The 16,532-nt window shown below is 64.8% G+C and carries 19 protein-coding genes; 9 read left to right on the top strand and 10 right to left on the bottom strand.

Going from position 1 to position 16,532, the window contains the following annotated elements; all coding sequences use genetic code 11:
* Together X268_RS21345 and flaF are read left to right on the top strand one after the other, a co-directional pair.
* The gene (locus X268_RS21345) at window positions 1-2,286 is read left to right on the top strand and encodes a DUF1522 domain-containing protein (protein ID WP_128926736.1); all 2,286 of its coding nucleotides are present in this window, start codon (window positions 1-3) and stop codon (window positions 2,284-2,286) included.
* 294 nt (window positions 2,287-2,580) lie between these two features.
* Window positions 2,581-2,949 carry a flagellar biosynthesis regulator FlaF gene (gene flaF, locus X268_RS21340; RefSeq protein WP_063682345.1) on the top strand — a complete coding sequence of 123 codons (369 nt, stop codon included), beginning with the start codon at window positions 2,581-2,583 and terminating at the stop codon, window positions 2,947-2,949.
* Between the two features lie 219 nt (window positions 2,950-3,168).
* Here the strand turns inward: flaF and X268_RS21335 are convergent, their stop codons facing one another.
* From X268_RS21335 to X268_RS21320, 4 genes are all read right to left on the bottom strand, one after another.
* Window positions 3,169-3,528: a hypothetical protein gene (locus tag X268_RS21335; protein ID WP_128926735.1), complete on the bottom strand. Its 360-nt coding sequence runs from the start codon at window positions 3,526-3,528 to the stop codon at window positions 3,169-3,171.
* A 159-nt stretch (window positions 3,529-3,687) separates the two neighbouring features.
* On the bottom strand, window positions 3,688-4,185 hold the full coding sequence (locus X268_RS21330) for a hypothetical protein (RefSeq protein ID WP_128926734.1): 498 nt from the start codon (window positions 4,183-4,185) through the stop codon (window positions 3,688-3,690).
* 11 nt (window positions 4,186-4,196) lie between these two features.
* A complete protein-coding gene (gene flgJ / locus X268_RS21325; RefSeq protein WP_164937846.1) occupies window positions 4,197-4,565 on the bottom strand; it encodes a flagellar assembly peptidoglycan hydrolase FlgJ in 369 nt (122 codons plus the stop codon).
* Window positions 4,565-5,689 carry a flagellar basal body P-ring protein FlgI gene (locus X268_RS21320; protein ID WP_128926732.1) on the bottom strand — a complete coding sequence of 375 codons (1,125 nt, stop codon included), beginning with the start codon at window positions 5,687-5,689 and terminating at the stop codon, window positions 4,565-4,567. Before X268_RS21320 ends, flgJ begins: the two co-directional genes overlap by 1 nt.
* Before the next feature lie 284 nt (window positions 5,690-5,973).
* Between X268_RS21320 and X268_RS21315 the strand changes: the two genes are divergently transcribed.
* A complete protein-coding gene (locus tag X268_RS21315) occupies window positions 5,974-6,387 on the top strand; it encodes a flagellar assembly protein FliX (RefSeq protein WP_128926731.1) in 414 nt (137 codons plus the stop codon).
* A gap of 154 nt (window positions 6,388-6,541) precedes the next feature.
* Here the strand turns inward: X268_RS21315 and X268_RS21310 are convergent, their stop codons facing one another.
* A complete protein-coding gene (locus X268_RS21310; protein WP_128926730.1) occupies window positions 6,542-6,913 on the bottom strand; it encodes a winged helix-turn-helix transcriptional regulator in 372 nt (123 codons plus the stop codon).
* Between the two features lie 149 nt (window positions 6,914-7,062).
* Between X268_RS21310 and X268_RS21305 the strand changes: the two genes are divergently transcribed.
* The 3 genes from X268_RS21305 (at window position 7,063) to X268_RS21295 (ending at window position 9,318) form a co-directional block, all read left to right on the top strand.
* Window positions 7,063-7,674 carry an NAD(P)-dependent oxidoreductase gene (locus X268_RS21305; RefSeq protein WP_128926729.1) on the top strand — a complete coding sequence of 204 codons (612 nt, stop codon included), beginning with the start codon at window positions 7,063-7,065 and terminating at the stop codon, window positions 7,672-7,674.
* 216 nt (window positions 7,675-7,890) lie between these two features.
* Window positions 7,891-8,256 (top strand): RNA polymerase-binding protein DksA, encoded by a 366-nt coding sequence (gene dksA, locus X268_RS21300; RefSeq protein WP_008554760.1) that lies wholly within the window; start codon window positions 7,891-7,893, stop codon window positions 8,254-8,256.
* A 261-nt stretch (window positions 8,257-8,517) separates the two neighbouring features.
* Window positions 8,518-9,318: a phytanoyl-CoA dioxygenase family protein gene (locus X268_RS21295; protein ID WP_128926728.1), complete on the top strand. Its 801-nt coding sequence runs from the start codon at window positions 8,518-8,520 to the stop codon at window positions 9,316-9,318.
* Window positions 9,319-9,569: 251 nt separating this feature from the next.
* On the opposite strand, the gene X268_RS21290 is transcribed toward X268_RS21295, so the two are convergent.
* On the bottom strand, window positions 9,570-9,968 hold the full coding sequence (locus tag X268_RS21290; RefSeq protein WP_208764387.1) for a winged helix-turn-helix transcriptional regulator: 399 nt from the start codon (window positions 9,966-9,968) through the stop codon (window positions 9,570-9,572).
* Between the two features lie 93 nt (window positions 9,969-10,061).
* Between X268_RS21290 and X268_RS21285 the strand changes: the two genes are divergently transcribed.
* Both X268_RS21285 and X268_RS21280 read left to right on the top strand, forming a co-directional pair.
* Window positions 10,062-11,090: an SDR family oxidoreductase gene (locus X268_RS21285; RefSeq protein WP_128926727.1), complete on the top strand. Its 1,029-nt coding sequence runs from the start codon at window positions 10,062-10,064 to the stop codon at window positions 11,088-11,090.
* Between the two features lie 84 nt (window positions 11,091-11,174).
* On the top strand, window positions 11,175-11,954 hold the full coding sequence (locus tag X268_RS21280) for a 2-keto-4-pentenoate hydratase (RefSeq protein ID WP_128926726.1): 780 nt from the start codon (window positions 11,175-11,177) through the stop codon (window positions 11,952-11,954).
* 178 nt (window positions 11,955-12,132) lie between these two features.
* Here X268_RS21280 and flgH read toward each other — a convergent pair whose 3' ends face one another.
* Genes flgH through flgF form a run of 4 tightly spaced genes read right to left on the bottom strand, consistent with a single transcriptional unit; the run spans window position 12,133 to window position 15,626 of the window.
* A complete protein-coding gene (gene flgH / locus X268_RS21275; RefSeq protein WP_128926725.1) occupies window positions 12,133-12,894 on the bottom strand; it encodes a flagellar basal body L-ring protein FlgH in 762 nt (253 codons plus the stop codon).
* A 9-nt stretch (window positions 12,895-12,903) separates the two neighbouring features.
* Entirely contained in the window at window positions 12,904-14,037 is a 1,134-nt protein-coding gene (gene flgA / locus X268_RS21270) for a flagellar basal body P-ring formation chaperone FlgA (RefSeq protein WP_164938168.1), read from the bottom strand.
* A 22-nt stretch (window positions 14,038-14,059) separates the two neighbouring features.
* Entirely contained in the window at window positions 14,060-14,848 is a 789-nt protein-coding gene (gene flgG, locus X268_RS21265) for a flagellar basal-body rod protein FlgG (RefSeq protein WP_128926723.1), read from the bottom strand.
* 16 nt (window positions 14,849-14,864) lie between these two features.
* A complete protein-coding gene (flgF, locus tag X268_RS21260) occupies window positions 14,865-15,626 on the bottom strand; it encodes a flagellar basal-body rod protein FlgF (RefSeq protein ID WP_128926722.1) in 762 nt (253 codons plus the stop codon).
* Between the two features lie 377 nt (window positions 15,627-16,003).
* Here flgF and fliL point away from each other — a divergent pair, with 377 nt between their 5' ends.
* Window positions 16,004-16,504, top strand: a complete 501-nt coding sequence (fliL, locus tag X268_RS21255; RefSeq protein ID WP_128926721.1) for a flagellar basal body-associated protein FliL — start codon at window positions 16,004-16,006, stop codon at window positions 16,502-16,504.
* The last annotated feature ends 28 nt before the right edge of the window (window positions 16,505-16,532 follow it).

Genomic DNA, 16,532 nt, shown 5'->3' with positions numbered 1-16,532 from the left:
ATGTCCAACATCGTTCTCTCGGCGTCCGTTCGCCAGAACCTGTTGTCGCTGCAGTCGACGGCCGACTTGCTGGCCACGACGCAGGAGCGGCTGTCGACCGGCAAGAAGGTCAACACGGCGCTCGACAATCCCACCAACTTCTTCACTGCGCAGGGGTTGGACAACCGGGCGAGCGACATCAGCAACCTGCTCGACGGGATCAATAACGGTGTGCAGGTGCTGCAGGCCGCCAACACCGGCATCACATCGCTGCAGAAGCTGATCGACAGCGCGAAGTCGATCGCCAACCAGGCGCTGCAGACCACGGTCGGCTACTCCACCAAGTCCAACGTCTCCACCACCATTCCCGGTGCGACGCCGGCCGACCTGCGCGGCACGACCTCCTATGCCAGCGCGACCGCCAAGAGCAACGTGCTCTACACCGGCGCACCCGGCGGCGTGACCCCGGTCACGGGAACTGCCGCACTCGGCGCCTCGCTGGGCTCGAGCGCCGGCACATTGGTCGGATTTGCCGCGACCGCGGCCGACGGGACCACCGTGCTCAGCGGCACCGCTACGCTGGTCGGCACCACCGCGTCCACCCCCTTCGGCGCTCCGCCCGCCGACGGCGACACCATCACGGTGAACGGCAAGACCATCACCTTCCGCACCGGCGTCGCTCCGAGCACGCAGCCGACCGGCTGGGGTCTCGACGCCAGCGGCCACATCGCCACCGACGGCAACGGCAATTCGATCGTCTACGAGGGAACGCCGACTGCGCCCGGGGCGACCATCAACGACGTCCTCACGGCGATCGACCTCGCCAGCGGCGTCAAGACTGCAACCATCAGCGCAAGCGCGGCGACCATCGCGACGAGCGGCGCGACGGTCGGTACCATCCAGACGCCATCCTCCATCTCCGGCGGCCAGGTCACGCTGAAGAGCTCGACCGGTGCCGATTTGAGCCTGACGGGCAAGGCTGACTTCCTCAACAAGCTCGGTCTGACTGGGGCGACCGGCGCGGGCAATGCGACCGTGACTGCGAACCGGTCGACGACCGCCGGCTCGCTCGGCACTCTCGTTCAGGACGGCTCGACGCTGAACATCGACGGCCACACCATCACCTTCAAGAACGCGCAGACACCGCAATCGGCGGCGAGCGTGGCCACCGGCTATGGCGTCAGCGGCAACGTCGTCACCGACGGCAACGGCAATTCGACCGTCTATCTCCAGAGTGCGACGCTGACCGACCTGCTCAACTCGATCGACCTCGCCACCGGCGTCAAGACCGCGAGCATCTTCAACGGCGCGGCGACGCTGTCGCCCACTGCGGGGCAGATCCCGTCGTCGGTCAACAGCAGCGGTCAGCTTGCGCTCTCCACCGGCGTCAACGCCGACCTCTCGATCACCGGCACCGGCAATGCGCTCAGCGCGTTCGGTCTCAGCGGCAATACCGGAACGGCGACCGCCTTCACCGCGGCGCGCACCTCGGGCGTCGGCGGCATCAGCGGCAAGACGCTGACCTTCACCTCGTTCAACGGCGGTACGCCCGTGAACGTCACCTTCGGCGACGGCACCAACGGCACCGTGAAGACGCTGGATCAGCTCAACGCCCAGCTTCAGGCGAACCATTTGACGGCGACGATCGACGCCAACGGCGTGCTGACGGTGACCACCGTCAACGAATACGCCTCCTCGACGCTCGGCTCGACCACCGCGGGCGGCACGGTCGGCGGCACGATCACCAGCGTCCTCGCCTTCACCACGGCGCAGCCGCCGGTTCAGGACCCCGTCGCGCAGACCGCGCGCTCCAACCTGGTCAACCAGTTCAACAACATTCTGGCCCAGATCGACACCACCTCGCAGGACTCCTCCTTCAACGGCGTCAATCTGCTCAACGGCGACACGTTGAAGCTGGTCTTCAACGAGACCGGCAGCTCGACGCTCAGCATCAACGGCGTCGTGTTCAATGCCGCCGGCCTTGGCCTCAGCAATCTCGTCAACGGTGTCGACTTCATCGACAACGGCGCCACCAACAAGGTGCTGGCCAGCCTGAATGCGGCGTCGAGCACGTTGCGCTCCGAAGGCTCTACGCTCGGTTCGAACCTCTCGATCGTGCAGGTGCGTCAGGACTTCTCCAAGAACCTGATCAACGTGCTGCAGACCGGCTCGTCCAACCTGACGCTCGCCGACACCAACGAGGAAGCGGCCAACAGCCAGGCGCTGTCGACCCGCCAGTCGATCGCGGTGTCGGCGCTGTCGCTGGCCAATCAGTCGCAGCAGAGCGTGCTGCAGCTGCTCCGCTAATTTCGCAGCGCAAAGTCGCCATTCGAGATTTCGCGGCGGGGCTAAACGCTCCGCCGTTCTTTTGAGGGAGATCGCTAAGACAAGATTAGCTGAGATCAGCGCGCATCACGCGAAACGAGTTTACACCGTGCGTGCGTGGATCTAGCGTTGCGCTGACGAAGAGCTCCGCGACCCGTAATTATCCGGAGTGCTTCCAAGCGCACACGTAAGCAAATCTTAAGCGGTGCTGCCTAGGGTTGGGAAAGAAATCCTTAAGCGCGTACAACGCGCTAGGTAACCTCCAGGGTGTGATTGATGTCGAATTCCGCTGCCTCGGCTTATGCGCGCGTTGCAACGACAACCGCATCTCCTCGCGACATCGAGGCGCAGACCCTACTCAAGGCCGCCAACAAGCTCCAGGACGCCATCAACAGCGCCGACCCGTTCAGTGAGCAGACCACGCAGGCGCTGATGTTCAATCGCAAGCTCTGGACGATCTTCCTGAGCGAAGCCATGCGCGACAGCAACCCGCAGCCGATCGACGTTCGGCAGAAGATCGCCAACATCAGCGTGTTCGTGCTGAGCCAGACCGCAGCGCTGCAGATGAGCCCGCAGTTCGACCACTTCCGTCCGCTGATCGAGATCAACCGCAATATCGCCGCGGGTCTGTCCGGACGGCCTTAAGCTGGACTCGTGATGGCCGACATCACGAGCATCTTGGCGTTCACGTCCAAATCGAACGTTCTATCGCCTGGCTCTCGCTCATTGATCTGTGCCGCCGTCACGGCAGCGACATCTCGACGTCGGCAGGTGCCGATCGCAATTTGTCGGGTTGTCTCGGCAATGCGAATCTCACGCGGACCGGTCCCGGTCAGGCGCAGAGCAAACGCCGATATGTGATGGTCAGGCGCTGACGTCAGTGCTGAGCGGACGCGAAGGCTCGGACTTCATGTCCAGTGCGTGGAAATAGGCCCGCCGGCGCAGCATCGCTTCGTCGGGAAACTGATTGACCACTGCGTCGGTCTTGTCGTTGACGACCTGGAAGACGAAGGATGCGGCCGCCTGGTCGAACACGACCTGGCGCGAGATGTTCTCGTGGCTCCGCAGATCATTGCGCACGGGCGCGCTGGTGTCCGCCGCGGCGACCGTCTGGCTCACCGGGAGATCAGTTTGCACGGCCTCGTTCGCCGCCGCATTGGACGTCGTTACGATCTGCACGGGGGCCGGGATCCCCACCGGCCGGATGCTGAAATCTGTACTCATGGCAGCCTCCTGGTTGCCTTACTTGAGTCAAATCCCAACCCCTCTCATAACGCAACAATGGAACACCAGGACTGAAGACCTGGTAAGGAAACGTGCCTAACCGCGCGACGATATCGCCGCGCGGTTTTTCGTAAAATTGTCGGTTGTTCTCGTGCGCGTTCAGAGCGAGCGGCTGACCGCGAGCGGGGTGATGTGGCGGGGGCCCGGAGCTGCGCGGCGGCCGGCGGCCGTATAGGTGTTCGGCACGTTACGCTTCTGGATCTCGGTATTGACGCCCCGCACGACGCTTTCGGAGACCGCATGTGCGGTCGCGAGCACGGTGAGATTGACCTGGAGCATCGCGCGGAACGCATCGTGGTGGCGATGCAGCGTCGAGAGCAGCTCCGGCGCGGATTTCGCGAGCTGCGCCTGGTTCGCCTTCAACTGGCCGACGGCACCGACGTAGTTGCGCGACAGCTGCTGCTTCTTGCTCTCGAGCGTCATCGCCTCGCGAACCTTGCCCGCGCGAACGAGCTCGGTCTCGCGCTCGATCAGTCCGAGCAGGGCGCTCATTGCCTCCATCAGGTCCTCGGCGAGCTTGCGCGCCTCGGTGCTGCCGGGCGCGGTGCTCGGACGCTGGGCCTGCATCGGCTGACGTGAGGCGTTGAAATGGTTCATCTCGTTTGACCTTATGCCGTGCGGATGGTTTTCGCCTGCTGCATGATGAGGGTGCGGTAGACCTCGGTGGCGACGCCGACGCCGCCGGCCTTGGCGAAGTTCTTGGAATATTGCTCGGTCAGCATCGAGCGCCACACGCCGGTGCCGGGCGTGTCGCCGAACGGACCTTCGCCCTTCAGGCCCGAGGTCATCTGCGAGAACATGCTGTTGAGGAACATCGCCTCGAAATCAGTGGCGGTCTTCTGCGCCCTGGCCTGCTGCTGCGGCGAGACCTTTTGCAGCGCCGCGGCCAGCTCGAAATCCGGCCGGCCGTTGCGGCTCTCGACCGAAAAGGCCGACGAGCTGGCGAGGCGAGGCGTGTTGATCATGCCGGTCTGCATCACATCACCTCGATGTCGGCTTCGATCGCGCCGGCGGCCTTGATCGCCTGCAGGATGCTGATCATGTCGCGCGGGCCGATGCCGAGGCCGTTGAGGCCATCGACGAGCTGCTGGAGCGAGACGCCGTTCTTGACGAGCGCCAGCTTCTTGCCGTCCTCGGTGACGGTGACGCTGCTGCGCGGCGCGACCACGGTTCGGCCGCGCGACAGCGGGTTGGGCTGGCTCACCTGCGGGCTCTCGGAGATCGTGACGGTGAGGTTGCCCTGCGCCACCGCGACGGTGGCGACCCGGACGTCGCGGCCCATCACGATGATGCCGCTCCGTTCGTCGATGATGATCTTGGCGGCGAGATCGGGGTCGACCTGGAGCTGCTCGATTTCGGTCAGGAATGCGACGACGTTGCCCTTGAACTCGGGCGGGATCGAAAGTTGCACCGTAGAGGGGTCGATCGGTTCGGCGGTCTTGACACCGAGATAGTCGTTGACGGCGGCCGCGATGCGTTTGGCCGTGGTGAAGTCGGCATTGCGCAGCGCCAGGCGCACGTTCGGCAACCGATTGAGCGCGAACTCGATCTCGCGCTCGATGATGGCGCCATTGGCGATGCGTCCCACGGTCGGAACGCCGCGCACGATCTTGGCCGCCTCGCCCTCGGCCTGGAAGCCGGAGATCGCAAGCGAGCCCTGCGCCACCGCATAGACGTTGCCGTCGGCGCCGAGCAGGGGCGTGACAAGCAGGGTGCCGCCCTGCAGGTTCTTAGCATCGCCGAGCGCGGAGACGGTGACGTCCATGCGCGTGCCCTGGGTGGCGAAGGCCGGCAGGTTGCCGGTGACCATCACGGCGGCGACGTTGCCGGTGCGGATGGTGGCGCCGCGGATGTTGACGCCCATGCGCTCGAGCATCGCCTGCAGCGACTGCTTGGTGAAGGGGATGTTGTTGAGCGTGTCGCCGGTGCCGTTGAGGCCGACGACGAGGCCGTAGCCGATGAGCTGGTTCTGCCGCACGCCTTCGATGTTGGCGAGGTCCTTGATGCGCGAGGTTGCAGCCGCCGGTGCGACCGACAGCACCAGCGCCGAAAGCGCGGCGCAGGCCATCCCAACCATCCTCACCCAACGAACGCCTGGCATCCTCTGCTCCCCAAGGCTCTCAAAAGCCTCCTCAAATCGACAAGACCGCGCACGACACTCCCATGACGAGCTGGTCCGGCGCTGTCCTTGCGAGCGCTGTGCCAAACCGAAGCGGCAGAGTTAGGCCGCTGAATAGGTTGAATAAATCTGTTTCGACCGGTGTCAGCCGGCGTTGTCCCTCAGGAGCGAAACTGCCGCCTGTCGGCAGATTTTGCCGGGCCGTTTACGCACCGTTAACCATAAGACAGCGAAGGTGACGGCATCGATCACCCGGATTCTTTCCGATGCGCATCTACGGACCGAACGGCACCACGCTTGGAACGCCGGCCAGCCAGGCCAGGCGGACCAGCTCCGGCACCTTCGTTCTGCCCGACACCTCGTCGGCGCAAGAGACGCGGAGCGCTGCCGCACCGAAGGCCGCCGCCAACATCGATGGGCTGCTTGCCCTGCAAGGCGTCGAGGAGGATCCGGTCGAGCGCCGCAAGCGCTCGGTCGCTCGCGGCCGGACCGCGCTCGACGTGCTGGACGAGCTCAAGATGGGTCTCCTGTCCGGCAATCTCGACGCGTCGACCGTGATGCGGCTGCGCGATGCCGCGGCGAATTTGAAATCCTCCTCAGGCGATCCCGGACTGGACTCGGTGCTCTCGGAGATCGAGCTCCGCGTCGAGGTCGAGCTGGCGAAGGCCGGGCGGGGGTAGTCACTCAGGCAGGCTGTCGTCGCCCGGCTTGACCGGGCGACCCAGTATTCCAGAGAAAGTTGTGATTGGACCGATAGGCCGCGGCGCCCTGCCCGGTAAGGCCGGGGCATGACAGCAAAGTTTGGGGCGAAACCGCGCTTCGCTTCACACGCGCCTACGCCGCCTCTTCCTTCAACTGTGCATCATAGCGGCGCTGAGCAGTGAGAACGTCTTTCAGATTCTGCTCGGCCCAATCGCGCAGCGGATCGACGGCACCGGCGAGCGTCACCCCGAGCTGCGTGATCGAATACTCCACCGTCACCGGAACGGTCGCGATGGCGCGACGCCTGATCAGCCCGTCGCGTTCGAGTGACTTCAGAACCTGGCTCAGCATCTTCTGCGAAATGCCTTCAATCGTGCGGCGTAACTGATTGAAGCGCATCGGCTCCTCGCGCAGCAGCAACAGGATCAACACCGCCCATTTGTCGCCGACGCGGTCGAGGATCTGGCGGGTGGGGCAGTTCGCTGCATAGACGTTGGGTTTCATCGTCGGTCCTCGGAATCCGTGGTCGTCGCTCGCGGTGCGCGTGGAGGTTACCCTCGCGTAATCAAGTAAGCACAAAGTGCTCTCTTAACACCAGCAGTCATTACGATATCTAGTCTCCATTAGTTACCAAAGGAGCTAAGGAGCCTTCCATGAAAATCGCAGTTGCCGGCGCCTCGGGCCGGGCCGGATCGGAGATCACCAAGGAACTGTCCCGCCGCGGCCACGCGGTCACAGCCATCGCCCGGAACCCCGAGAAGATCGCGGTCCTGCCGAACGTCACGCCGACCAAGGGGGACGTGCTCGACCAGGCCGGCCTCGCCAAGCTGTGGACCGGGCACGAGGTCGCCGTGAGTTCCGTGCACTTCCTGGCCAGCGACGCGCGCAAGCTGATCGGCGCGGCGAAGGATGCCAAGGTCGCTCGTTACCTCGTTGTCGGCGGCGCCGGCAGCCTCGAGGTCGCGCCGGGCGTGAAGCTGGTCACGACCCCCAATTTTCCGGCCCAATATAAGGCGGAAGCAGAGGCGGGCTCGGCCTTTCTCGACCTGTTGCGGCAAGAAAAGGAGCTGAATTGGACCTTCATTTCGCCGTCCGCCCTGTTCGTCGAGGGTGAACGTACGGGCAAGTTCCGGCTCGGGACCGATCAGCTTCTCGCAGATGCGAACGGCAAGAGCTGGATCACCTTCGCTGACTACGCCATTGCGCTTGCCGACGAAATCGAGCGCCCGGCCCATGCGAGGCAGCGCTTCACGGTCGGCTACTAGGCCTGAAGCCGCCTCCGGGCCCTCCAGGATAAAACCTTCCTGTGCAAGGGCTTGGGGGCGCCAGCCGGCGCCGCAGGGAAATATTGTCTGTCACAGGAGGCCACTATATAAGGCCCGGCTCAACGGACCTTGTTTCCGTTGCGAGTCGTTGCTTAGACAGATAGGCCGCCCTTGGAAAAGTTGAAAAACTACCGACCGACCGAAAAAGAGCCTTTCATGAACGACCGGCAGAAGGAGTACTTCCGTCTGAAGCTCCTCGCTTGGAAGGATGAGATCCTCAAGGAGTCCAAGCTCACCCTGCAAGCTCTGCAGGAGGAGAATGTGAACCACCCCGATCTGGCCGATCGGGCATCGTCCGAAACCGACCGCGCCATCGAACTCCGCGCCCGCGACCGCCAGCGCAAGCTGATCGCCAAGATCGACGCCGCGCTCCAGCGTATCGAGGACAACACCTACGGCTATTGCGAGGACACCGGCGAGCCGATCTCTCTGAAGCGGCTCGAAGCCCGGCCCATCGCGACGCTCTCGGTGGAAGCGCAGGAGCGCCACGAGAAACGCGAGAAGGTCTATCGCGACGAATAGAGACGGAGCCGCCACGTGCGGCTCTTTTGTTTTTGGCTCACGGCGTCGCTTGAACGCCGCTGATCCTGCGCGTAGATTCGCGCCGCCATGATGATTTGCACCCTCAACATCGCATCGGTTTTCTTCCTGGGCTGAGCGCAGGCGCCCCCGCCGCGGAGGCATCGCGTCCCGCGAGTTCGACTTGCGGCTTCCCAACCGATTGAGCCGGCCGGTTCCGCAGCGAGCCGATGATGAGGGCTGGCGAGCAATTGAGAGATCATCATGACTGCCAATCCCCGCGCGCTTGATGCCGCGCAAATCCAGCAATTCATCCGCGACGGCTTTGTCCGGATCGACAATGCCTTCCCCCGTGAGCTTGCCGAGGCGGCCCGCATCATCATGTGGCGCGATCTGCCATGCAGCGAGCACGACCCCGCCAGTTGGACCCGGCCCGTGGTGCGGTTGCCCTATTATGGCGATCCGCCGTTCCGGGACGCCATCAACACCCCAGTGCTCCATGCCGCCTTCGACCAGATCGTCGGGCAGGGGCGATGGCGACCGCGGCGCGACATCGGCACCTTTCCGGTGCGCTTTCCGCATCCGGACGACCCCGGCGATGCCGGCTGGCATGTCGATCTCAGCTTTCCCGGCGAGGATTACGACCCAGACGAAGCGCAGGATCACTCGGCCTGGCGCGTCAACATCACCTCGCGGGGGCGGGCGCTGCTGCTGCTGTTCCTGTTCTCCGACGTCGGTGAGGACGATGCGCCTACGCGGATCCGGGTCGGCTCGCCCCTGCCGATGGCGCGCTATCTGGCGCCGGCTGGCGATGCGGGCCGGGCGCACATGATGCTGGAGCAGATGGGGGCCGACTGTCCGGTTGCGCTCGCGACCGGTGCGGCCGGCACGGTCTATCTCTGTCATCCCTTCCTGGTCCATGCCGCGCAGAAGCATCGGGGACAGCGTCCACGATTCCTGGCGCAGCCGCCGCTGCATCTCGCCGAGCCGTATCGGCTGGAGCGGACGGAGGGGGACTACTCGCCGGTCGAGGTCGCCATCCGCGCCGCGCTTGGACGCATTTGACGGAGGCGACGCCGTTGCACTCGGCGTTGTCGCGGGTTCCTCGCTACAACGCCGATGTCGTGCGAGGTTGACCGTCGCGGATTGCGAAAAATGAATCGCGATCAATGAGCTAGAGTCGAATCCTCCGCGCTCACGTGAGCCCACATGAGAAACAGCCTTCACTTCAGGTGCGAGGACGTTTTGCGAGTCGCATCAACGAGATCTGGTCGGATGCTGAGACACCGGGGCAGCGGCATCAAGCATCGCTGCAATCAGGCTTCCTGCAACACTGCCAGGCGAGCGTCCCCATAAAGCCTGGACCAGCTCAATATTTCCTTAAACGCCGGCAGCAGGCCGTAGGCCGCATCGGTGAGCTCGTACTCGACCCTCAACGGCTTCTCCGCGAAGGCAGTGCGCGACACGAGGCCATCCTGCTCGAGCTCGCGCAGCTGCGTGGTCAGCATGTGCTGGGTGATGCCGCCGATCGATCTCCGCAAGGCGCCGAAACGAACCGGGCCGTTCATCAGCGCAAACAGGATCTCCAGCTTCCACTTGCCGCCGAGCGCATGGATGGCGCGCTTGAAGTCGGCAAGCAGGGCGGGATCGGGGCTGCAATCGCAGTCGCCGTCGCAAACGCTGGTCAGGTTTTCCATACCGGTCTCGAAATCCATTCTACTTGTCCGGATGCAGATAGTGACCAGATGCGGCCTTGAGCAGGGTGGCGGAACCAATTCGTGGGCCTGCGCGACGCAAGGAATTTGGCAATGAGCACTGTTCTGGTCACAGGCGGGGCCGGCTTCGTCGGCATCCATGTCATCCTGCAGCTTCTTGCTGCCGGCCATCGGGTGCGAACCACGGTGCGCCGGCCGGACCGGCAGGCCGATGTGCTGGCGATGCTCCGCGAGGGCGGGGCGATCTCACCCGAAAGCCTGTGCTTCTTCACGGCCGACCTCACCGCAGACAATGGCTGGCGTGAGGCGGTCACGGGCTGCGACTACGTGCTCCATGTCGCCTCGCCGCTGTCGACCAGTGTTCCCAAGGATGAGAACGAGATGATCATCCCGGCCCGCGACGGTACGCTTCGGGTGCTGCGGGCTGCACGCGATGCCGGCGTGAAACGGGTCGTCATCACCTCGTCACTGGGCGCGATCGGCTACGGTCATCCGCCGCGCGAAAAACCGTTCGACGAGACCGACTGGACCAATCTGGCTGGCAGCGACGTGCAGCCCTACATCAAGTCCAAGACGCTGGCCGAGCGGGCGGCCTGGGATTTCGTTGCGCGCGAGGGAGGTGGGCTGGAGCTGTCGGTGGTCAATCCCGCCGGCATTTTCGGACCCGTGCTGGGGCCGGACTTCTCCGGCTCCATCGAGATCGTCAAATCGCTGCTCGATGGTGCCATGCCGGCGGTGCCGCGGGTCTATTTCGGCGTGGTGGATGTGCGCGACGTAGCCGACCTGCATTTGCGGGCGATGACGGCGCCGGAGGCGAGAGGCGAGCGCTTCATCGCCGTCTCCGGCGAGGCGATGTCGATCCTCGACATCGGCAAGGTGCTGCGGCGGGAACTGGAACCAAGGGCGCGGCGGGTTCCGCGGCTCCAGGCGCCGGACTGGCTGGTGCGGCTGGCTGCGAGCCGTATTCCGCTGCTGCGTGCGGTCGTGCCGATGCTCGGAAGGGTGCGGCATTCCACCAGCGTCAAGGCAAGGTCGCTGCTGGGCTGGGAGCCCCGGTCCAACGACGAAGCGATCCTCGCGACCGCCGAGAGCCTGATCCGCCTCGGCCTCGTCAAGGGCTGAGGGCCCACACCGCCCGCGCTTGTCACGCCCCGGCGGGGATGCTGAAGTGTCGCCCCTGAATGCGTAGCGTGGGAGGCGGCGCCGATGGACAAGATTCTCGAAGCCGCAAAGGCGATCGCGCTGGCGCGCCGCAACCATGCGCCGCTCGCGGCGCTGGAACGTCCGCCCGCCGATGAGGCGGAGGGCTATCAGGTGCAGCGTGCGCTGCACGATCTGCTGCTGGCGCATGCCGGTCCGCTGGTCGGCTACAAGATCGGCTGCACCAGTCAAATCATGCAGGACTATATCGGCATCCCGCATCCCTGCGGCGGCGGGGGGTTCCAGAAGGGGGTGCATGACAGCGGAGCCAAGCTTGCCGCCTCCAACTATGTCCGGGTCGGCGTCGAATGCGAGATCGCGGTGCGGCTGAAGCGCGACCTCGCCGCCGGCGAGGCGCCGTTCACGGCCGAATGGGTCGGCGAGGCGGTCGAGGCCTACCACCCCGCGATCGAGATCGTCGACGACCGCTATGTGAAGTGGGAGACGATGGGCGCGCCGACGCTGATCGCCGACGATTTCTTCGCCGCCGGCTGTGTGCTGGGCGCCTCGGTTCCGCGTTCGTCGGTGCCGGACCTGAAGGCGGTCAAGGGCCGCGCTATCGTCAACGGCGAGGAGGTCAGTCACGGCACCGGCGCCGACGTGCTCGGCCACCCCCACAACGCGCTTGCCTGGCTCGCCAACCATCTCGCCGCCGAGGGCAAGGGGCTGCATGCCGGGCAGCTGGTTCTCACCGGCAGCCTGGTCAAGACGCTGTGGCTGAAGGCCGGCGACAAGGTGCGGATGGAGCTGGACGGGCTGGGGGTGGTGGAGGCGGAGTTTACGTAGCCTCTCTCAGCCCGTCATTGCGGGGAGGCAGCGTCGTTTGCAATTGCGGCATCTGACTCGCTGGTTGCGGTGCTCAAAATACATGCGGCCCTCGCCAGGGGAGCTAGCGAGGGCCGCGTCGTACATCGTCGTTCGCGCCTTTAGTTCGCGAACACGATGTGGGAGCTCTTGAAGGGGCTTAGAAGGGCAGCAGTACGTCCATGACCTGCTGGCCGTAGCGCGGCTGCTGCACGTCCATGATCTGGCCGCGGCCGCCATAGGCGATGCGGGCCTGCGCGATCTTGCTGGAATCGATGGTGTTGTCGCTCTGGATGTCCTCGGGGCGGACGATGCCGCCGACCACGAGCTCGCGGATCTCGTAGTTGACGCGGATCTCCTGCTTGCCTTCGACCACGAGATTTCCGTTCGGCAGCACCTGGGTGACGACGGCGGCGACGTTGGTCTGCAACGCTTCCTGGCGGTTGACCGAGCCTTTGCCGTCGCTGGAGGCGGTGGAGCCGGCGGTGAGAAGGCTGCCGGGCAGGATCTTGTTGGCCTGCGTGATGGTCTTCGCGCCGAGGAAGTCGTTGATCTGGGAGTTTTCCGAATTGGTGCGGCTGCGCTGGGTCTCGTTGGAGAGGTTGGCCTTGTCCGTGATGTTCACGGTCACGGTCAGGAGGTCGCCGACCTGGCGGGCGCGCTGGGCCTTGAAGAAGGCGCGGCTGCCATTGCGCCACAGCGAGTTCGGATTGTAGGAGGCCACTTCCGGCTTCGGCATCGGCATCTGCACCGGCTTGTAGCCCGGCTGCGTCGTCGGATTGTCGATCGCCGACAGCTTCGGCTGCTCGCCGATCTGCGACAGGCGGTCGATCGAGGAGCAGCCGCCCAGCGCGCAAGAGGCCAGCAGAAGGGCGGAGATCGCGATGCGACGAAGACGGTAAGCCGAACTGAAAGCGGACATGACGAACTCTTACTTGGCTTGAGCTTGCGAGACGCGAGCTTGCGGGATCTGAGCTTCTGCGATTTGGGCCGGCGAGGTGGGGGCCTGCACGAGGTTCCGAAGGAGAGCTGCGGTATCGACGGGGGCCGGCGCTTCGTCGCGCTTGAGCGAGGAGGTCTGGTCGACCGCAGGCACCATCGGAGCGGACTGGCTCCCGCCCTGGATCGTCACCTGGCCGCGGCCGGTCACGACACCGGTCAGCGTGCGCTTGGATTGCGGGTTGATCACGCTGACGGTGTCACCCTCGGCGCCGCTCTCGATCGCCTTGCCGCGGGTGGTGAGATAGAGGCCGGGCACCTCATAGATGATGGTGACGGCCTGATCGCGCACCACGAAGTCGGGCTTGACGATGTCGGCGACACGGAGCGGCGTGCCGGCCCGCATCGGCCGGCGCAGCTGCATGCCGATGCTGCGGTCGCGCGAGGCGGGCTCGCCGGTGACTTCGGCCTTCGGCCTGCGCTCCAACGAGAGGTCGGAGGATTTCAGGAGATCGGCACGGTCGATGTCGCGCGTCAGCACGGCCACTTCCACCGTCTCGATCGCGGTGCCGGTGAAGCGCAGCTTGGTCGGGGTCGGGTTGTTGTCGTTGGCAATCTCGAAAGCGATGTCGAACCGGCCGCTGCGGGCATCGTAGCGCGTTGCGACAGGCTGCAGCGCACCGGTGTTGGAGGCATCCAGCCGCATCTCGGCGACGCCGCGGTCGAACGTGACGGTGATGTTGGCGGCGTCCCCGAGGCCGAAGCGGCGCTCGAGCGTCGAGGCGACCGCGTTTTCGAGATCCTTGCTCGCGAGCGTGCGGGCGAGGCGGGGGACCTGGACCTCCTTGATGTCGCCGGTCATCACGCCGATCACCTGCTTGGCGCGGAGCACCGACAGGACCTGCCCGACCGTCAGCGTGCCGGTGGTGCCGAGATCGGGCGAGCGGTAGACCGGGATCAGCGCGGCCGATCCGGCATTGTCGATGAGATCGCCGACCCGCACCACGTCCGCGGTCACGGTGACGCTCGCGCGCAGCGTCGGGGAGGCGATGAAATCGTCCGCGGCCGCGGCCGGCAGGGCCAGCGCGAGCAGGGCGGAGATCGTGGCGAGGGTGGCGCGGATCATCGTCATTGCCTCAATCTTGGCCTCAGCGGAACAGCGCCGTGGTCGATTGCATCATCTGGTCGGCGGCACTGATCACTTTGGCGTTCATCTCGTAGGCGCGCTGGGCGGCGATCAGGTCGCTCATCTCCGAGACGACGTCGACATTGGCCTGCTCGAGGCTGCCTTGCGAGATCTTGCCGTAACCTTCGGCCGTGGCCGTGCCGTCCTGGGGCGGGCCGGAGGAAGGCGTCTCGGTGAACTGATTGCTGCCGACCGGCTGCAGGCCCGCCTTGTTGATGAAGCGGGTCAGGCCGATCTGGCCGAGAATGGTCGAGGTCGAGGAACCCGGCAGCGTCACCGAGACCTGGCCCTGCTCGTTGACCGAAAGGCCCGAGGCGTTTTGCGGGATGGTGATGGTCGGTTGCACCGGGTTGCCCTGCGCGGTGACGACGCGGCCCTGATTGTCCATCTGGAAGGTGCCGTCGCGGGTGTACTGGTAGGTGCCGTCAGGCATCAGGATCTTGAAGAAGCCTTCGCCGGAGACCGCGAGATCGAGATCGTTGCCGGTCTGCGACAGCGTGCCCTGCGTCATGCTGCGCGGCGTGCCGACGGTCTTGACGCCGCCGCCGATGTCGACGCCGACGGGCAGGATGGTGCCCTGGTCTGAGGCCTGCGCGCCGACGCGGCGCACGTGCTCGTAGATCAGGTCCTGGAACGCCGCAGTCTGCTTCTTGAAGCCGGTGGTGCGCAGGTTGGCGATGTTGTTGGAGATCACCTGAACGTTGAGTTCCTGTGCCGCCATTCCGGTCGCTGCGGTGTGAAGCGCCTGCATCTCAGTTCTCCCTCAATCAGGCCGGAACGTCGGCGAGCTTCTCGATCGCCGATTTGTGGAGGTCGCTCTGCTGCTGGAGCAGATTGGCGATCGCGGTGTAGCTGCGCATGACTTCCACCATGCGGGTCATCTCGCCGACCGAGTTCACGTTCGACTTCTCGATGTAGCCCTGGCGGACGCTGGATTTGGTCTCGGCCTGCAGCGTGGCGGAGCCGGCCGAATAGAGATTGGCGCCGAGCTTGGTCAGCCTGGTCGGATCGTCGAACGAGGCCATGCGGATCTTGCCGCGGATCGAGTCGGTCTTGGCGGTGCCCTCGAGCACCGTGATGGTGCCGTCGGGCGCGATGTTGATGTCGTGATCGGTCGGCTGGAAGGTGATCGGGCCGCCGGTGCCGAGCACCAGGTTGCCGTCCGAGGTGACGAGCTGGCCGGTGCTGTTGAGCGAGAACTTGCCGTCGCGGGTGAACAGCTCGCCGCCATTGGCCTGCACGGCGAAATAGGCGTTGCCGTCGATCGCCATGTCGAGCGGATTGTTGGTCGGCTCCATCGGCCCCTGGCCGATGTCGCGGTAGGTGCCGCGGTCCTGCACATAGGAGACACGGCGGTCCGGACCCATGAAATTGTCTTCACGCGCGTTCGAGTTGAGGTACTCCTCGAACAGCGAATGATCGGCCTTGAAACCGTTGGTGTTGGCATTGGCGACGTTGTTGGCGATGACATCCATCTGCCGCTCCAACGTCATCTGCCGTGACAAGCCGATCAGAAGCGCGTTCTGCATCGGAGATCTCCCCTGAGTGGCCTTGCCATTTCGCTCTCCCAAGCGCCTTGGCGGACCCCGTGAACGAGACCTTCAGGTTCTCCCAAACCGTTCGGTCTCGGCCCTCTCTCAGCGAAAGCCGTGCCAACCCGGAAAATATCGTGATTTCAATGTTTTGACGATTTTCGAGGGGCGCGGGAGGGCGGCAGAAAGGTTCTGTTAGCCATGCTTGCCCGGCAGATTTTTCCTAGCGGAAGCCCAATCGAAAGATTCCGTTAACCATTATTACCGTAGCGTTTGCCATGAAAAGGAGCGCATTGCGCCGGGGCATTTGTATCGCGTCACTGTCTTGAGGCTTCGCTCTTTCGACCCCTTTGAGAGACCCGGGCGCGGCAACCATGGCAGAGAATGAAGCGGAAGGTGGCGCAGCCGCCGAGGGCGCGGAAGCCGCTCCGCCGAAGAACAAGCTGAAGCTCATCATCATGGCCGTCGGTCTGCTCGCCGTCCTCGGCGGCGGCGCGGCGACCTGGTTCTTCTTCTTCCGTCATGGCGACGACGAGCATCATGCCGAGGCCGCGCCGCCGCCGAAGCCGCCGGCTTTCGTCGACGTTCCCGACATGATGGTCAACCTCGCCGGCGCGCCGGGCGAGCGTGTGCAATATCTGCGGCTGAAGATCGTGCTGGAGTTGAAGGAAGAGAAGCAGATCGAGGCGATCAAGCCGACGATGCCGCGCGTCACCGACATCTTCCAGACCTATGTGCGCGAGCTGCGCCCCTCCGACCTCAATGGTTCCGCCGGCATCTTCCGCCTCAAGGAGGAGCTGACCAAGCGCGTCAACGCGGCGGTCGCCCCGATCCAGGTCAGCGCGGTGCTGTTCAAGGAAGTCGTGGTCCAGTGATGGGTCCTAGGAAGGTGACGGACTAGCG

Source organism: Bradyrhizobium guangxiense, assembly GCF_004114915.1.
GTDB lineage: Bacteria > Pseudomonadota > Alphaproteobacteria > Rhizobiales > Xanthobacteraceae > Bradyrhizobium > Bradyrhizobium guangxiense.
Note: the sequence above shows the minus strand (reverse complement) of the source record. Positions and strands in the feature narration are given on the sequence as shown.

What these genes read in the sequence shown, in the direction of transcription:
- X268_RS21345 (WP_128926736.1), top strand. Translation starts at nt 1, where the DNA reads ATGTCCAACATCGTTCTCTCGGCGTCCGTTCGCCAGAACCTGTTGTCG.
- flaF (WP_063682345.1), top strand. Translation starts at nt 2,581, where the DNA reads ATGTCGAATTCCGCTGCCTCGGCTTATGCGCGCGTTGCAACGACAACC.
- X268_RS21335 (WP_128926735.1), bottom strand. Translation starts at nt 3,528, where the DNA reads ATGAGTACAGATTTCAGCATCCGGCCGGTGGGGATCCCGGCCCCCGTG.
- X268_RS21330 (WP_128926734.1), bottom strand. Translation starts at nt 4,185, where the DNA reads ATGAACCATTTCAACGCCTCACGTCAGCCGATGCAGGCCCAGCGTCCG.
- flgJ (WP_164937846.1), bottom strand. Translation starts at nt 4,565, where the DNA reads ATGCAGACCGGCATGATCAACACGCCTCGCCTCGCCAGCTCGTCGGCC.
- X268_RS21320 (WP_128926732.1), bottom strand. Translation starts at nt 5,689, where the DNA reads ATGCCAGGCGTTCGTTGGGTGAGGATGGTTGGGATGGCCTGCGCCGCG.
- X268_RS21315 (WP_128926731.1), top strand. Translation starts at nt 5,974, where the DNA reads ATGCGCATCTACGGACCGAACGGCACCACGCTTGGAACGCCGGCCAGC.
- X268_RS21310 (WP_128926730.1), bottom strand. Translation starts at nt 6,913, where the DNA reads ATGAAACCCAACGTCTATGCAGCGAACTGCCCCACCCGCCAGATCCTC.
- X268_RS21305 (WP_128926729.1), top strand. Translation starts at nt 7,063, where the DNA reads ATGAAAATCGCAGTTGCCGGCGCCTCGGGCCGGGCCGGATCGGAGATC.
- dksA (WP_008554760.1), top strand. Translation starts at nt 7,891, where the DNA reads ATGAACGACCGGCAGAAGGAGTACTTCCGTCTGAAGCTCCTCGCTTGG.
- X268_RS21295 (WP_128926728.1), top strand. Translation starts at nt 8,518, where the DNA reads ATGACTGCCAATCCCCGCGCGCTTGATGCCGCGCAAATCCAGCAATTC.
- X268_RS21290 (WP_208764387.1), bottom strand. Translation starts at nt 9,968, where the DNA reads ATGGATTTCGAGACCGGTATGGAAAACCTGACCAGCGTTTGCGACGGC.
- X268_RS21285 (WP_128926727.1), top strand. Translation starts at nt 10,062, where the DNA reads ATGAGCACTGTTCTGGTCACAGGCGGGGCCGGCTTCGTCGGCATCCAT.
- X268_RS21280 (WP_128926726.1), top strand. Translation starts at nt 11,175, where the DNA reads ATGGACAAGATTCTCGAAGCCGCAAAGGCGATCGCGCTGGCGCGCCGC.
- flgH (WP_128926725.1), bottom strand. Translation starts at nt 12,894, where the DNA reads ATGTCCGCTTTCAGTTCGGCTTACCGTCTTCGTCGCATCGCGATCTCC.
- flgA (WP_164938168.1), bottom strand. Translation starts at nt 14,037, where the DNA reads ATGATCCGCGCCACCCTCGCCACGATCTCCGCCCTGCTCGCGCTGGCC.
- flgG (WP_128926723.1), bottom strand. Translation starts at nt 14,848, where the DNA reads ATGCAGGCGCTTCACACCGCAGCGACCGGAATGGCGGCACAGGAACTC.
- flgF (WP_128926722.1), bottom strand. Translation starts at nt 15,626, where the DNA reads ATGCAGAACGCGCTTCTGATCGGCTTGTCACGGCAGATGACGTTGGAG.
- fliL (WP_128926721.1), top strand. Translation starts at nt 16,004, where the DNA reads ATGGCAGAGAATGAAGCGGAAGGTGGCGCAGCCGCCGAGGGCGCGGAA.